This window comes from Phyllobacterium sp. CCNWLW183 (assembly GCF_037203775.1).
GTDB lineage: Bacteria > Pseudomonadota > Alphaproteobacteria > Rhizobiales > Rhizobiaceae > Phyllobacterium > Phyllobacterium ifriqiyense.
The window spans coordinates 122634-139072 of the sequence record NZ_JBBCBN010000008.1; the positions used below are offsets into that span (position 1 = coordinate 122634).

General features: G+C 55.3%; 15 protein-coding genes. 5 read left to right on the top strand and 10 right to left on the bottom strand.

All coding sequences use genetic code 11. The features are described 5' to 3' along the window. Positions 1-88 precede the first annotated feature (88 nt). On the top strand, positions 89-1417 hold the full coding sequence (locus V9K95_RS18295) for an aminotransferase-like domain-containing protein (RefSeq protein ID WP_336441688.1): 1329 nt from the start codon (positions 89-91) through the stop codon (positions 1415-1417). A 261-nt stretch (positions 1418-1678) separates the two neighbouring features. Continuing rightward, a complete protein-coding gene (locus V9K95_RS18300) occupies positions 1679-2644 on the top strand; it encodes a CorA family divalent cation transporter (RefSeq protein ID WP_115055669.1) in 966 nt (321 codons plus the stop codon). Positions 2645-2650: 6 nt separating this feature from the next. On the opposite strand, the gene V9K95_RS18305 is transcribed toward V9K95_RS18300, so the two are convergent. The 3 genes from V9K95_RS18305 to pstS all read right to left on the bottom strand — a co-directional run bounded on the left by V9K95_RS18305 (position 2651) and on the right by pstS (position 6672). Next, a complete protein-coding gene (locus V9K95_RS18305; RefSeq protein ID WP_336441687.1) occupies positions 2651-3673 on the bottom strand; it encodes a DUF808 domain-containing protein in 1023 nt (340 codons plus the stop codon). 114 nt (positions 3674-3787) lie between these two features. Beyond that, positions 3788-5515: a Na/Pi cotransporter family protein gene (locus tag V9K95_RS18310; protein WP_336441686.1), complete on the bottom strand. Its 1728-nt coding sequence runs from the start codon at positions 5513-5515 to the stop codon at positions 3788-3790. Positions 5516-5589: 74 nt separating this feature from the next. Further along, complete coding sequence (gene pstS, locus V9K95_RS18315; RefSeq protein WP_336441685.1) at positions 5590-6672, bottom strand: phosphate ABC transporter substrate-binding protein PstS; 1083 nt, start codon at positions 6670-6672, stop codon at positions 5590-5592. A gap of 257 nt (positions 6673-6929) precedes the next feature. On the opposite strand from pstS, the gene V9K95_RS18320 reads away from it, so the two are divergent. Genes V9K95_RS18320 through V9K95_RS18330 form a run of 3 tightly spaced genes read left to right on the top strand, consistent with a single transcriptional unit; the run spans position 6930 to position 9708 of the window. After that, a complete protein-coding gene (locus tag V9K95_RS18320) occupies positions 6930-7736 on the top strand; it encodes a 3-hydroxybutyrate dehydrogenase (protein ID WP_336441684.1) in 807 nt (268 codons plus the stop codon). Between the two features lie 35 nt (positions 7737-7771). Beyond that, entirely contained in the window at positions 7772-8515 is a 744-nt protein-coding gene (locus tag V9K95_RS18325) for an acetoacetate decarboxylase (protein ID WP_115055785.1), read from the top strand. Positions 8516-8544: 29 nt separating this feature from the next. Then, positions 8545-9708 (top strand): patatin-like phospholipase family protein, encoded by a 1164-nt coding sequence (locus tag V9K95_RS18330; protein ID WP_336441683.1) that lies wholly within the window; start codon positions 8545-8547, stop codon positions 9706-9708. 220 nt (positions 9709-9928) lie between these two features. Here the strand turns inward: V9K95_RS18330 and V9K95_RS18335 are convergent, their stop codons facing one another. The 7 genes from V9K95_RS18335 to V9K95_RS18365 form a co-directional block, all read right to left on the bottom strand. Beyond that, a complete protein-coding gene (locus V9K95_RS18335) occupies positions 9929-10483 on the bottom strand; it encodes a hypothetical protein (RefSeq protein ID WP_336441682.1) in 555 nt (184 codons plus the stop codon). After that, a complete protein-coding gene (locus V9K95_RS18340) occupies positions 10471-10821 on the bottom strand; it encodes a hypothetical protein (protein WP_336441681.1) in 351 nt (116 codons plus the stop codon). Before V9K95_RS18340 ends, V9K95_RS18335 begins: the two co-directional genes overlap by 13 nt. Positions 10822-10910: 89 nt before the next feature. Beyond that, positions 10911-12230: a sensor histidine kinase gene (locus tag V9K95_RS18345; protein ID WP_336441680.1), complete on the bottom strand. Its 1320-nt coding sequence runs from the start codon at positions 12228-12230 to the stop codon at positions 10911-10913. Beyond that, positions 12227-12901, bottom strand: coding sequence for a response regulator transcription factor (locus tag V9K95_RS18350; protein WP_336441679.1), 675 nt, complete (start codon positions 12899-12901; stop codon positions 12227-12229). The genes V9K95_RS18345 and V9K95_RS18350 overlap by 4 nt, the downstream gene beginning before the upstream one ends. A 94-nt stretch (positions 12902-12995) precedes the next feature. Further along, complete coding sequence (locus V9K95_RS18355) at positions 12996-13307, bottom strand: hypothetical protein (protein ID WP_336441678.1); 312 nt, start codon at positions 13305-13307, stop codon at positions 12996-12998. Positions 13308-13519: 212 nt separating this feature from the next. Next, positions 13520-14977 carry a CYTH and CHAD domain-containing protein gene (locus tag V9K95_RS18360; protein ID WP_442958589.1) on the bottom strand — a complete coding sequence of 486 codons (1458 nt, stop codon included), beginning with the start codon at positions 14975-14977 and terminating at the stop codon, positions 13520-13522. A 336-nt stretch (positions 14978-15313) separates the two neighbouring features. Beyond that, positions 15314-16222: a DUF6929 family protein gene (locus V9K95_RS18365; RefSeq protein ID WP_336441676.1), complete on the bottom strand. Its 909-nt coding sequence runs from the start codon at positions 16220-16222 to the stop codon at positions 15314-15316. Between the last annotated feature and the right edge of the window lie 217 nt (positions 16223-16439).

Genomic DNA, 16439 nt, shown 5'->3' on the forward strand with positions numbered 1-16439 from the left:
ATTTTTTCTTATCCACCTCACGTTAAATGTTCAAATTCAGGTGATCAAATGTTATTACGTTATTGAACATTTAAAAATGGGTGATGAAATGAATGACGCGCGGGACGCCAACTGGTTTGCTCAAAAGCTGAAGGACCGGACAATTCGCGGTATTGCAATAGAAACCAGCGCATTAATCCGTGGGGGCGCATTGCCCGTGGGAACCAAGCTCCCGGCCATCCGCGATCTTGCTTTTGCGCTCGGAATTAGCCCTGCAACCATTTCCCATGCATGGCATGAGTTACGTCGGCAAAAGATTATCAGCGGGCGAGGCCGCAATGGAACATGGGTCAGCGGTGACCGTTTTATGGCGCAGCCGGCGCGTCTGGCGAGTGTTGGCAATTACGGAAAGGGCGCGTTGGATCTCACTGCCGCCGTGCCGGATGTCACGCTGCTGCCCCAACTTGCCCAGGCCATGGCTTATGGTGCTTCGGCTGAAAATCTTAATAGCTATGAGCGCAGCCGCATCCTTCCCGAATTGGAAATCGAAGCAAGAAAGACCTGGCCCTATGAGCCGGAAGCCTTCCTTGCAACAAATGGTGGCTACAATGCTGTTTATACACTGATACACGCTCTGGTCCTTCCGGGCGCCAGCGTAGCGGTAGAAGACCCCACCGGGATGCGCTTGCTGGATATTCTGGAAGATCGCGGTGTGCGTATCATTCCCGTGACGTGCGATAATGAGGGCCCAACACCTTCGTCGCTGGAGGAAGCGCTGAAATTTCGGCCGGTTGCCTTCCTGTTTCAGCCACGTGTTCACTCCGTCACAGGCCAAAGCGTCAGTCCGCAGCGCATGGAGCGCTTGGTCGAGATTTTGCGTGAGACGGATACATTGATTGTTGAAGACGATGGCGTTGCCGATATTAGCGAGGCCCCGAGGCATTCGCTTGGCCGTTTTTATCCCGACCGGGTCATCCACATTTTGTCTTATTCAAAAACGCATGGCCCTGATCTGCGCTTGGCTGTGCTTTCAAGTTCGCGGGCTATCGTTGAACAGATACAGTCTTATCGCAGCTTTAGCGCAGGCTGGACAAGCCGTATCCTGCAGGCAGCTGCGGCTTGGCTGCTGCGCGATGAAGCAACACACGAAACATTGCGCCAGGCGCGGGCAATCTACCAGACAAGACGCGGCAACCTTGTTGCGGCATTGCGGGAAAGAAATGTCGAAGCAGCTTCTGGCGGAGGCTTATGCGCTTGGGTTTGCGTTTCGTCCGAGCCCTTTGCCATGGTGACAATGGCGGCGCGCGGCATAGCTGTTCATCCCGGAGCCAAATTTTCAATTCTCCCCAGCAGCCACCTGCGGGTGGCTACGGCCACTTTGTCAAATCGCTGCAAGGAGGTGGCCGATGCCATTGCTCTGGCGGCAGTGCATCGTTGAATAACTTCACGTTTTCGTTTGCAAGGGGCAGGCCAACGTAGATACGCCGGCCACGAACGCAATGCCCGCAACACGCTCCTTGACGAAGCCTTTGGTCGCTGCACTTATCGTTTACAGCGAACGGCTGTGTCTTGAGACCCCACCCGAAATACAGCCGAGGCGAAATTGGTTCACACGCTTGTCACTCAACAGTGGCTATCAAGTCATGACTGATCGTTTCTGCGGAGTACTTCTCGTGATCCTAATCCCAAATGGACGCGCATGAGCGTCGTCGCATGTTATCTTTATCGTGATGGCAAACGGTTGAAAGACGTGCCGTTCGATGCAGTGTCCATCCCGGAAACAGATTGTGACTTCATCTGGATCGGGCTGCACAAGCCCACGCCGGAAGAGCTTTCACTGCTGAAAGACCGGTTTGGTCTTCATGAACTTTCGATAGCAGATGCCCTCAGCTCTTTGCAGATGCCGAAGCTCAGCGCCTATGATGATCAGCTTTTTGTCGTTGCAAAAACCGCGCAGCTTGCGGGTGACCGAATCGCCTATGGCGAAACCGCGATTTTCGTCGGAAAGCGCTACATAATCACGGTGCGCCATGGTTCGGATCGGGGCCATGGCGAATTGCGCGGCAGACTGGAAACCTCACCTCAGACCCTTCGCCATGGAACCGATTATATATTGCATGCCATACTCGACTTCATCATCGACGGCTACCTTCCTATAGTACGAACGATCGAGGACACGGTTCTCGACATGGAACGGAAGATGCTCGACGCGTTCCTTGATCGTGACCAGATCACTCGCATTTTCAGGCTGCGAAGGGAAATTATTCTCTTTCAACGGGTTTTGGACGCGATGCTGGACCTTTGCGGCAAGCTTGTACACCTGGACCTGCCGTGCCTGGACAAGGAAGCTAAGCCCTATTTCCGCGATGCACTTCAACACATGCACCGCGTCGAGACGATGGTAGGCAGCCTGAGGGATGTGATTACTTCTGTTTTCGAGGCGAGCAATCTGCTGGAACAACAGCGGCAGGGAACGATAACCCGGCAATTAGCGGCCTGGGCGGCCATTCTGGCCGTCCCGACAGCAATCGCCGGCATCTACGGTATGAACTTCGATAATATGCCGGAACTGAAAACGAGCTACGGTTATTTCGTTGTTCTCGGGATAATCGCCGTCTTGTGCATCGGGCTTTACGTTCGCTTTAAACGCGCCCGCTGGATATAATAGCTTTCATTTCTTCGGATCCGCTAGCGGCTCCTTTGATCGGCGTTGCGGAAGGCGTGATTTTATAAATTTCCACATCGGTGAGACCACGTATCCCATGACCGGTATCGCAATCAACCCGACGATAATACCGATAACACCCGCGCCAGCGGCCTCGACGACCCATGCGACAACGGACCCGACAGAAGGCAAGGCATGACTTGCCACCTCGCCCACCCCTTCGATCGCATGAGCAATAGCCCCAGCACCGTAACCCTCTAGTCCATGCACCAGGATACCGCCGCCCACCCAGATCATCGCGGCGGTTCCGATGATACCTAGCCCTTTCAGAAAATAGGGCATGCCCATAACCAGCCCGCGGCCAACTGCCCGCAAAAGCGTGCCGACGGGAGCTGCTGTCTGCGAGCGCGCCAACACCAGGCCAAGGTCGTCAGCCTTAACGATCAGGGCCACACCCCCATAAACAACCAGTGTGATGCCTATGCCCACAACTGCAAGTATGAGGGCCTGCGTCAGTACATTCCCCGACGGAAGCGACGCAAGCGTGATGGCCATGATTTCAGCCGACAAAATGAAATCGGTCTTGATCGCGCTGGCAACCTTCTCGTCTTCAAGAGATTTGGAATCGATGCTGGCCGTTTCAAGCGCAGCCTCATGCGAATGGGCGGCATGCGGCAGCAGGAGCGCATAGATTTTCTCCACGCCCTCATAACACAGATATACGCCGCCGATCATGAGGAGAGGCGTAATCGCCTGGGGTGCAAGCAGGCTCAGGATCAGTGCTGCGGGGAGCAAAATCACAAGTTTGTTCTTGAGCGACCCCAGGGCGATCTTGCCGATAATCGGCAGCTCTCGCGCGGCTGAAAATCCGGTGACATAGCGCGGTGTGACTGCTGCATCGTCGATTACGACACCGGCTGCTTTCGCCCCGGCCTTCGCAGCCTGGCCAGCGATGTCGTCGAGAGAGGCCGCTGCAACCTTCGCCAATGCCGCAATGTCGTCCAGGAGGGCGATCAGTCCAATGCTCATTAAGCCTCCACCAGGAAACCGAATTTATAAAGCGGATTAGCATCCGCAGATATCAATGCAACGTGGCATCTTCCAAAAGAAGATGCCACGCGCAAGCTATTACGGCAATGCGCGTTACTCCGCAGGCATTGGGCTCAGTCCGCCTTCGTTCATTGGGCGAACCTTTTCGCGTTTCTGCGCAGCTCTCGAAAGCACGCTCTGGCGATTGACTGACTTCCGTTCACTTTCGATACGCTCAATGAGAATTTCGGCACGTTCAATAGAGCCGAGAAGTGCCAGAATTGTTCCACGCTCGGCAGCACCGGCATTCGGTCCCAGCGCCAAGGTTCTCGCGCGCAATTCCTCCACATCCGGAATGCTTATGTGGCCCGCTGGCATCGGTGGGTTGGCAACACCGTAGTCCGGCATAATACCCTGCAACGACGCATCAAGCTTGTCGAGAGCAACATCAACGATGACGCGCGCTGCTGAACTGAATTCTTCACGTTTCACGCGTCGGGCGACCTGATGAAGCGACTCAGTCAATGCAGCGGTGAAATCCGCCTCTTCAATCAGGCTGGCGACAAGATCCAGCTGTTCGTAAGGCAAGTCTTCTTTCATCAGCGAAGCTGTATATTCACGTATATCGCGACTGAGAATATCGGTAGCAAGATAATGTTCACCCGGATCGGACGGTGCGGATTTTGCAGACCGTGCAATATCCAGAAACATGGCGCCAGCCTGAAGATGACGAGCAGTTTCCTGCTGAACTGCCGGGATTGCTTTTGCAAAATCCCCGGCAAGTTTGCGGTCGAGGAATTTGGGTGTCGAATAATCTTCCGCGTCCTCAGCGTCGGTACGACCGATCCGTGCCAATACGCTCTCAAACACGCCTACGAAAGGAAAGAGCAACGCCGTATTGAATACGTTGAAGAATGTGGAATAAAGACCAACGGCAACCGGAACAAGCGGGAAAGTTTCCTTACCCTCCACGACAACAGGAACGCCCGGATCACCCCCAAACCACTGCATCGCCCACGCAAGAACTTCGATCGAGACGAAGAACAGGGGCACGGTGATACACACGCCGATGATATTGAATGACATATGCGCATAAGCGGCGCGTTTGGCATTCTTGGACAAGTTCAGGGATGCTATCCAGGAGGTAATTGTGGTTCCAAGATCCGCGCCAAGAGAAAAGGCGACCGCAGTGGTCCAGTCGAGCACCCCGGCAGCGCCCAACCCCATGACGATACCGATTGTAGCCGAGGATGAGTGGATCATCGCGGTCACACCAGCTGCAATAAGAACGCACTTGATCAGGTTGAAATAAGAGTCTGCCTGGAGGGTAGAAAGAACCGACATCACTTCCGGGATATTTCGGAGCGGTCTTAGACCACCGGTCATCAGGTTCAACCCGTAGAAAATCAGGGCAAAGCCCATGCAGGCAAGCGCGATGTTGCGCACTTTGTCATTCTTCGAAAAACAATAGACCAACGAGAAAAGGCCGGCAAAGATCAGACCGAGCGGCCCAAGAGGGAGCGCAATCAAGCCATTGCCAAGTGTGGTGCCGATATTCGCTCCCATTATGACACTGATGGCAGGCCTCAATCCAACGACCCCGGCGTTCACCAGGCCTACTACCATAACAGTCATCGCCGTTGATGACTGGATGACACCTGTTATGAGTGTACCGGCCACAACACCTTTTATCGGGGTTCCTGCGGCTTTGGCCAGAAATGCCCGCATCTTGTTGACCGAAAGTGCCTGGATGCCATTCGACATGAATTCCAGACCAAGCATGAATATTCCGAGCCCACCGATCACCGGCACAAGAATATCCTTGAAAATATCTATATCCATTGCGTCTTATCCCCATAGCGCCAAGGCGCGGTCCATTGATCTGCCTGCATCCCCTTGCAGGCATGCTTTAACTTTCATTGCGTTGAGGAGCCGATCAGCCAATATTGCTTTATCCGGCTCACCAGAGGTTCCGATAAAGGCACATAACGCAGGGCCTGCGCATCGCGGCCGCCGCTCTCAAATGCCAGTCGGAAATAGTCATGGACACGGCGATAGCGACCAGGTGAACGACCCTCTATTGGCACGACGGCATAAGTGGCACCGCATATCGGATAGGTCGCGTCTCCGGGCTGGTCAGTCAGGGATAGGGCAAAATCCTCCGCCTTCGTCCAGTCAACGGCCGCTTGCGCTGCGCTAACACCCTCCGGGCCGGGCAGAACGAATTTGCCTGACTTGTTCTCAATGGCAGCAACCGTCAGTTGTGCTCTTTCGACCTGCCCATATTCTGCATAGGCAATGGCGCCCTTTGTGGCTTTCACCGTAAGAATTAAGTCTTGTGTCCCTTCGACACTGGTCCCCCACGGCCAGGCTATCAGCGTGTCCGCCCCATATTTCGCTTTCCACTCATCATTCTTGGAGGAAAGGTAGCTGGAGAACATATAGGTAGTGCCCGATCCATCCTTGCGATGGATGGGACTGATCTTTATGTCCGGGAGATTTAATTCCGGGTTTAACTGTTTTATCGCCGGGTCGGACCAGGATTGGATTTTGCCAAGATAAATATCCGCAAGAAGCGGACCCGACAGATTCAACCGGTCAATGCCTTCCAGATTGATTGCGATGGCAACGCTGCCCAAAACAATCGGGAATTGCTGACGGCCATGTTTGGCAAGTTCCGCATGCGATAAAGGAACGTCTGTTGCCGCAAAATCCATTTCCGGCTGGCTGAGGCGCATAACACCTGCGAGCGATCCTACCAATTCATAGTCTACCGTCCAGTCCGGCGAAGTGAAATCTCCACCATCTGTGCGGGATGCTTTGTAGTTTTCAGCCCATTTCGCAATGATGGGCGCTGCAAATGTCGAGCCGGCGCCGCGGATTGGTTCAGCTCTGGCAGCGGGGGACAGCAAGACGACGAAGATCGTGATCGCCAAAACAAAAATGCGTGAAACGCATGATATTTTTTGGAGCATAAACAGCACGGAGCGTTTCATCATTGTACCTCAGATATGATCAATTAAAGGTTCACGAAGGCTGATCGCCTTCGCTTCAAAGGAGTTTGAAACGTCTGGCTTGCTTAAAAACTATTCTTACTTTTTCAGTATCTCCGTTTCTTAAAACATTAATGACAACTCCCTGCTTCGGATTCTTATTGGGACCATCACCGAAATTGGCAGCCGCCTGTCATTCAACTGACACGTCGAGGAGATTTACATTGCTCGACTACGAAGGTCACATTCCGCAGGAGATTTAGATGTCCGACAGCGCAGGCGATACCGGCCTCAAGAACAAGGTCGCGATCGTAACCGGATCGACAAGCGGCATTGGTATGGGCATAGCACGCCGGTTGGCAGGGCAAGGGGTGAACGTCGTGATCAATGGCCTCGGTGATGCCTCTGTTATCGAGGCGGAACGGAGTGCCATTGAAACCGAATTTTCCGTGCGGTGTCTGTATTCGCCCGCGAACATGCTTTCTGGTCCCGAAATTTCCGGCATGGTACAGCTTGCAGTCGATGAGCTCGGTTCATGCGATATTCTGATCAACAATGCCGGCATTCAGCATGTGGCACCGATCGACGAGTTTCCGGACGAGAAGTGGGAAGCGATCCTGCAGATAAATCTTGTCGCTGCCTTCCATGCCATCAAGGCGGTCATTCCCCCGATGAAGGCACGCGGATGGGGCCGGATCATCAACATTGCGTCTGCACATGCCCTGGTCGCATCCCCCTACAAATCTGCCTACGTGGCCGCCAAGCACGGCATTGCCGGTCTGACGAAGACCGCCTCCCTGGAGGTGGCAACAAACCGGATAACGGTGAACGCGATCTGCCCCGGATATGTCTGGACGCCATTGGTCGAAGCGCAGATCCCAGGCACCATGGCTGCCCGCGGCATGACCAAGGAACAAGTGATCCATGACGTGCTTCTGGAAGCGCAACCCACGAAGGAATTCGTAACCATCGATCAAGTAGCGGCGCTTGCGGCGTTCCTGTGTTCGCACGACACCGCTTCAATCACTGGTGCGATCATTCCCATTGACGGTGGATGGACCGCACATTGAACAATGCTTTCGTAGCTATTCAAGGGACAGACCATATGAAAACCGACGATGTTCGCCGCGCCTATGCGATGCCTCTGACCAACCCGGCCTATCCGCCCGGACCTTATCGGTTCACGGACAGGGAATATGTCATCATCACCTATCGAACCGATATTGACGCCTTGCGGCAGGTTGTTCCCGAACCGCTTGAAATTGTCGAGCCGATCGTGAAATATGAATTCATCAAGATGCCGGATTCAACGGGTTTTGGCGATTACGTCGAGTCCGGTCAGGTTATCCCGGTGCGATTTGATGGGAAGGACGGTGTCTATGTCCACGCCATGTACCTTGATGATGATGCCCCGATCGCCGGTGGACGTGAAATATGGGGCTTCCCCAAAAAGCTTGCCTATCCCAAGCTTGTACATGAAGGCGAAGTGATCGTCGGGACCCTTCATTACGGTTCGGTGCTTTGCGCAACGGCGACCATGGGCTACAAACATCATGCAGTCGATAAAGCCGCAATTGCCAGGTCTCTCAAGCAGCCTAATTTTCTCGTCAAAATCATACCGCATGTCGACGCCACCCCGCGCATATGCGAACTGGTTCAGTATCATCTTGAAGACATTACCGTGAAAGGTGCCTGGTCAGGCCCAGCCGAACTCGAGCTTCATCGCCATGTCATTGCCGATGTCGCCCGGCTACCGGTTCTGGAAGTCATCGGTGCGGTGCATTTCCTTGCCGATCTCACCTTGGGCATGGGCAAAGTCGTTCATGATTATTTGAGCGACCCGGTTTGAATCGCCCGGTCACAAAGGAACATATCAACATGGACCAGTTGGCCGGCACTCCCAAGAACAAGGCTGTCAGTATCAAGGAGGTGCTTGATCCCTATCAGTCCGTCGCGCTTGTCTTTCAGGGCGGCGGCGCACTCGGTGCCTATCAAGCCGGGGTTTTTCAGGCATTAAGCGAGGCAGGCGTGGCCGCCAACTGGCTATCAGGTGTTTCGATCGGAGCGATAAACGCGGCGATCATTGCAGGCAATAAACCGGGAGACCAGGTGGATCGGCTAAGGAATTTCTGGGAGACGGTATCCAGCAGAAAGGTCTGGCTTTTCACACCGGAGGGCGACTACTTTCGCAAGCTGCGCAATCAGGCCAGCGCCATGATGACCATGACTTCGGGGCTACCGGGCTTTTTTGCACCGCGGGAAATGAACCCCTGGCAACAGCTTGCGGGGGCATCAGGCGCGACCAGTTTCTATGATACCAGCGAACTGGAGACCACGCTGAACCGGCTGATCGATTGGAAGGTTTTGAACGACGGACAGCAACGGCTGAGCGTCGGTGCCGTAAATGTGAGAACAGGCAACTTCCGCTATTTCGACAGTGAAATCGAAACTATCTCAGCCGAACATATTATGGCGTCTGGCGCACTTCCCCCGGCTTTTCCAGCGATCCATATCGAAAACGAATATTACTGGGATGGCGGCATTGTATCCAACACACCACTGCAATATTTGCTGGAACAGGAAGATGTTCATGATACGCTTGTCTTCCAGGTCGATCTGTTCAGCGCACGTGGGACTCTGCCCCGCGAAATGCCGGACGTGCTCGCCCGACACAAGGATATTATGTATTCGAGCCGGACACGCAACAACACGGATACATTCCGCCGGCTGCATAATCTCAAACTGAAACTGCATCAGGCCTTGCTGCGCGTGCCAGCCGAAGCGCTCACCGCTGAGGATAGGGAATTTCTTTCCTCCATGCAGGATGTGCCACAGATCAACATTGTTCACCTCATCTACCAGCAAAAACTTTATGAAGGCCATGCCAAGGATTACGAATTCTCCGGAACTTCGATGCGCGAACATTGGGATTCTGGTTATGAAGATACGCGAAAGACCCTGCGCCACCGTACCTGGCTCGAAAAACCGCCAGAGTCTGTCGGCATGACGGTGCACGATGTTCACCGCGATGACCCGAGTTAACCGATGTCGTGATGGTCGAATTTTAGCGTAGGCGACTGAGCATGGCCTGCATATTCTAAACGGGTACCGTGTAGCAACGCACGAGTCCCATTACACTTGGAAAAATGGCACTCATAGTTCGATCCGATCCGAGAACATTTCGAGATTGGCATTCTAAGATTTGCCGATTTCGTTTACTCGGGTCTGCACGCTCAATCGATCAAGCGACGCTAAGGGTAAATTAATGAATAGCAACACGCAACCCGTCTCGTGATGCCCCCCATTCCGCAAACGCGATGGTGCTATCCGTCGACCATCTCGCTGGATCGAGCAGGACACGCTCGCGACCCGCGCTTTCACGCATGATCAGTACGGGCTGGTTCTGATTGCCGGCTTTGCGCGTGAAGAAGTAGCGGTCCCCGCTCTTCTGCGGAATGCCGAGGCGCTCATAATCGTATGTCGAGGCGAGCGATCGGCGGAAGGCGTCTCGGCCGGGAAGGCTAGATAAATACTCTGTCGTGACGCTCTGCTGCGCGTCGATCCAGGCAGCGACCTCCGTGTCGGTGCGAGGATCACCTTCGAGCCAACGATACGGATCGGGCACAGACACGCCGAAATGCGTTTCGCTTACCGCATCGCGCTTTGTCTCGGGATAAACGATCGGCTGGGTATCTAGATTCGGCGACGAATCGTTCGGCGTGCTTTCATCCGCCAAACCAGTTCTCTGCGTACCCGCCAACACGGCGAACGCGCAGATTGCTTTGCTGAACCGCCGCCGGGAGATCAACGGCACCATTGTGGCCGCTCCCCGCGTTCGCGCGCACGCTCCGCTTCGCGGTTGCAGCGCATCCTGCGAACTGTCTCCACATTGTTGCGTGCGGCTTCAGCGTTGTTCCGTTGCTGCTCGGAAGCATTGAGCAGAGCGTCGTCGCGGCGGCGCTGCTGTTCAATCATGCATCTCGTATACTCCCTGCCGTGAACCGCGCCAAAACGCTCGCAGGTTCTGCTGTCTTCCTGGTGGGCTTCGCGCCCCCAATCGATTGCGGATGCGCTGCCCGCAATACCTGTGCCCATAAGCGCGGCGAGCGCCATCAAGACAGGTCGGTATCGACGGATAGAATTTTGTCTTGTCATGTACTTGGTCTCCTTTCGGCGCCGTCAGCGGCGATACCGCTAGGAAAGCAGGGCAAGATTGCGAGAACATGGGCTCGTTCAGAAAAGCGTTAGCGCGACCCAAAATCGGCACGCACGATCGTGCCGCCGCCAGGCGCGCTTAAGATCGAAACTCGCCCATCGTGCCGCTCAATTATCTGCTGCACCAGATTAAGGCCGAGCCCGCTCCCCGTCGAACGCGGTCGCAGGCGGTGGAACGGTTCGAATACACGCTCACGCTCCTCGGGCGGTATACCCGGACCATCGTCCTCCACCTCGAAGCCTGATTCCAGTACGCGCACGATGACATGACGCCCGCCATGCTCGATCGCATTCTGGACGAGATTTGTCATCGCGCGCCCGATCGCACCCGCATCACCGCGAATCGATGACACACCTTCGATCTGCACCTCAATGGTGCGTTCTGATGCAATCAGCAGCGGTGCCAGATCCGCCGCAACACCACGGGCGAGTGTCCCAAGGTCGACGCTTTCGTCGTTCCTGTCGGAATCCAGGCGCTGAATATCAAGCATCTGCTCGGCGAGATTGCTCAGTCGTGCCACATCAGCACCCAGCTTCCGCGTGGCTGGCTCAACTGCGGTGTTCACTTTTAGGCGAAGGATGGCAATGGGCGTGCGCAGTTCGTGCGCGGCAGAGGCGATGAAACGCCGCTGCCGCTCATAGCCCTCGTCAAGCCTCCGCAGGGCGTCGTTCACGGCTCGCACCAGCGGCGCAATCTCAGTTGGTACATGCTCCTCGCTCAGCCGTCGCCCACGGCGGTTTGCGTCAATCTGCTCCGCCTCCCGGGCAATCCTGGATACACCGGCGAGCGCTTTCCGAACGATCCAGGGCGTCACGAGCAGCGAAATCAGCGCCAGTGCAATGAAGATGGGAATGACAATTAAATTCGACGCAAGAAGAACGACGAGACTGACGCCCGTCAGCTTGCCATGTCCAAGAATAGTCAAGGTTCCAGCCGGAGCGACCTCTCGCCGGATGACGGCCGACAGGCGGTAAGGCGGCGACCGATCGCGCAGGTGCGCATAGGACAGATCACCCAGCCGCCCCAAAAGCGATGCATATTGCGACGGGACGCCGCCGGACGTCACGTTTCGGCCGGAATCGTCCTCGGCAACAAACCAGAGATCGGGGGATTTCTCGCGAAGCTCGGCCAGTTCTGGCGTCTCGCGAACTGAGAGATTCCCGTTCTGCTCACGGACGATCGCTCGCGCGATCACCGGCGTGATGGCTTCGTCGGTGTAGAGGCCGCCGCTGTCCATGCGAAGCGCCAAAGCCATGAAGAATGTGCATGCGATGAGCAATGTCGCGAGCTGGAAGATCAGCGGCTTGACGATCAGCGGGCGCTTCAGCGAAGTCGAACCTCGCTTCATGACAGATCTTTCAACAGGTAGCCAACCCCTTTGATCGCGTGAATCTCAACCTGTGCACTCGAATCAGTGAGCTTGCGGCGAAGACGCGAGATGTGGGAGTCGAGCGTGTTCGACTGCACCTCATCGTCAAAACCATAGACTGCCTGCTCGAGAGATTCTCTCAAGACGGTTCTCCCGCGGCGTTTCACGAGCACTGTGAGAACGCGCAACTCTCGGCGGGGTAGATCAAGCCTGACACCTCCCACGCTCGCCTCGTCATTGGTAACGTCGAACACAAGCGCGCCGACATGGATTTCCTCGCTCCCCAACTCCGCGGGTCGCCGCCGTACCGCGCGAATGCGGGCAAACATCTCGTCTACATCAAACGGCTTGATGAGATAGTCGTCAGCGCCTCGGTCGAGACCAGTAATACGGTCGATCACTTCGCCGCGCGCGCTTAATACGATGACCGGAAGACCAGGATGGTTTTCGCGCAATATCGGAAGGAGCGAAAGGCCATCTCCATCCGGCAAAGTGCGATCCAGCAGCACCAGATCATAAGATCCCGACATGGCTGCTTCCTGCGCCATCGATATGCGATCCACCTGGTCGACAACGAAGCGCTCTCGCTCAAGCGCTGTTCGCAGCGTGTTGGCGAATTCTGCCTCGTCTTCAACAATCAAAACTTTCACGGTTACACCTCAAATCGAGATATTGTGCCGGTACCCGATGCTCTCAGCTTCCCCACCGTCGCAGCTTCGTGGCACCCTTCGCCTCATACACAACTCACATTGCAGCTACCTTGCGTAACGCGACCCCTGACGCACATGTTATCGGGCCATTCTGTAGCCTTTCCTTGGTGCCCTGCTGATATTCAAAGTGGGCGTAGTTCCAGCTTTTTTTGGCACTTTCATTCTGCTGGCAGGAGGAGAGATGGCGATGATCGAATATCGGAGTTTTCGAAGGATGCGCCGATGACAGCATCCGGGATTCACCGCGTATAGAGAATCCACTCATGAATATGCCGACCAGATCAGCGATCTGCGCTTTCGCCTGCGTGTCTTTTTTGGTAGCGAACAAACTGTGGTCGTCATACATACCAAGTATCTGAAGCTGATATCAGTTCGAACAGGGCCCGCCTTCTGGGCATTGTGGAATAGCAGGTTGCCTATCATTGGTTTCGTGGCATCCAGGCGTTCTGAGCTGGAAAACTGCCCGAGCGCTGCCGCAAAGCCGCGGTGAGACGTCGGCACTCCTGCGGGCCCGCGTTTAAGAGAGCTCCCTGTGACATGAACAAACTTCCCCCGCTTTCAGCGCCAGAACCTCTTGGCATCGAGGACGTCATCCAATGCGTCCTCAGCCGATCGGATCAGCTTCGCCTTGTCGGTATGGACAATCAGTTTGTCCGCTCCGGCGAGGACACGCAAACCGTGCGCCTCCAAGACCTCGGGTCCTGTCGCCAGATCATTAAGAGCGCCGAGCTCGTCCTGCAGCGCCTCCATCGCGCCAACAAAACGCTTGTATCGCCGCACGCCTCGTTTGTCAGGGAACAGAGAACGAAAAAACTCGGCTGCATAGCGAAGCTTTTTTGCATCCTTGCGGGCCTCATGACGATGCTCGTCACCCACCGCAGACAGATCCTGCCCGTGCTTCTTGAGTTTCTTGCGCGCTTTGTCGAGCGCCTCGCCGGCAAATTCGGTTGCCGGGCACTCACGCACGTCTCTCGTCGCGGCATTCGTCAAATAATCGCCACAGTTAAGCCATTCGTTGAAATCGAGCATGAGCGCCCTCGCCCGAGAGCTGTCGAGCGCCTCAATGACATTGCCATATGCGACGGTTCTTTTCTCGGTGAGACTGTTGCGCAGCTCATCTGCCTTGGCTTTCGGCAGAAGCACATCGAGATTTCGCGCTTCCCCGAGAGTGTCCGCCAGCCACCGGAACTCGGCCGATAATCTTTTCGCCTCATCGTCATGCAACATCGGCTTGAACAGGGTGATGGCCGAGCGGAGGCGTCGGAGCGCGACACGAGCCTGATGCAGCGATTCCTCGTTTTTCCTGCTGCGCAGGATCGTCTCATTCAGACGAAACTGTCGGAAGCACGAGTGGGCGATCGCCTGAAAAGACTGGCAGGCAATGTCCCCGCGATCCAATTCGACCGGCTCGGCTTTCACGACGGCTCGCTCGGCCTCCAGCAGTTGAAACCCTCTCTCGGCCTTGGACAGGACCCCGAACTTGACAGGGACAATGCCTTCGATTTTTCGGGCCAGTGCGAACAGATCTTTCGAGTTGCCGTTCTTGAGTTCCAGTTCCAGCTCAAGGATAGGAGTTTCGCGGGCAACAGACCGTACGAATCCCCTGTCGAGTGCGACCTCGATGTTCGAACCGTTCTCCGTAACGTTCCAGATCCGCCGCTCGTTGACGACCTCGAACTTCGGCTGGACATCCTTTGTTCGTTCGCCGAACTCGTTCATCAATGGGCTTGTATAGTCGATCAGCGGGTTGTCACCGGTCACAGGCGTCTCCCATTCGCTCCGCGCGAAGATCGACGCGCTTGGACCTGTCACCTTCACGGTTTGCGTCCTGGCAGTGCCGACCTTTCGGATCCGCAGCGTGAAGCCCTCGGCAAAAAATGAATTGTCGCTAGTGTCGAAATAGGTTGAGGTCTGCTCGATCGTCTCATCCGGATCGCCGAGCAAGCCCGATGACGCAATCCGCTCAAAACTGGCGACATCAATTTCAAGTTTCAGTTCTACTTCAGTCAACTGCACGCTCCCTAATGTAACCCTTCGCGATTGAACGCATGTCAGATCGATATAGTTCATCTTCCTGTAATCGTTATGACTGTAGCAAGACCCCGAATAATCTGAGACGGAAACATGAGATGAAGCGCCGGCCAGAAGACCAAGCAACCACGACACGGACGGTATAATCATCGAACAGGCGGGCGCGCTCTGCCTTCGTATTTGTCGGTCACCTTGTTTCAGCCACGCGATCGTTGGCTGGAAAACGAAGCCACAAGACAGCAGTGACATGTTGGGACCGAGCGTGAGCAAAAACGCCTGCTGCGGATAAGGGCATCGGTGCTACGATCAGGGAAGCACAGCCTACAGTGCGAGGGACGCAGACAGCAGTTTTGCCGGTATCGCGGGGTCGTCCGCATCGGTAACGAGAAGCAGGTCCAGCGTGTCATTTTCCATGTGAGCGCTGATACCTTCCACCTTGTATGGCTGTTCGAGATGGTGCAGCGAATGCAATTGCCCATGTTTGTCAACGATCCCGATCGCGGCTCCTACGCAGCGTCCATCAAGATACGCGTCGTCGGTATCCTCCGCCACGGCACAGAACACCACGTCACCGTTCGGTAGAGCCGACGCATCGGTGAAGCAAAGGGGAACGCCCTCTATGGAACCAAGTCCCACTCTAGTGATAGTGGATGGCTCCAAGGCAACGGTATCTACACCTCGCAAAGCCTTCAGAACTGGCTCCAGCGGGTAATGGATAATCGCGTTGTCAATTTTTCTTCTGTTACCTCGCTGAAATAGCAGAAGTTCATCGCCAATTACGGCTGCTCCCTCGATGTTGAGATCGGCGAACGCTTGATGAAGCGGGCTAAGCAACGGGGCCATATCGACTTGCTCCGGTGAACGGTTGATCCCACCTTGTGGACCAAGCCCAAGGAGAATACCGCGCCCGCGGTTGGGCCTCGATGCCGATCCCAAAGCCAGCAAAGCGCCATATGAAAACCCGTCGAAGGCCGGGATGAGGACGATTGCCTCCACGTCCGGCTTTTGGCGCTTTCGCTCAGCCTTGACGTCGGGCAAGTCGCCTGCAAACAGGCTGATCAGATGTCCTGGTCCGGTGTCACCCATGGAAAACACCCCGAGGTGAAGTTCGTCATCCGCAACAACATAGATGTGCGAGCCGACGCAGACCAGACCGCTCGCGGCGCTGATATAGGACGGCTCCGTACCCGATCTCTCCGGAGAGACGTCTAGTGCTCGAAGTTCGGTCATGACGATCATCGAGCTTTGCTATCACCATGGACGCCCTGACGCCAACGGCTGAACGCGATATGTGGAGGTACTGAATCGGACTGCCCGCGGAGATTTCAGCGCTTTGATTAGACTCGAACCCACGAATTACAGATTACTGCTGCGTACAAACAGGGAAGTTATCAGCAACCCTTCCTTTGAAAATGCCAATAATAGCGGATTCTCGAATGTTGCAAGG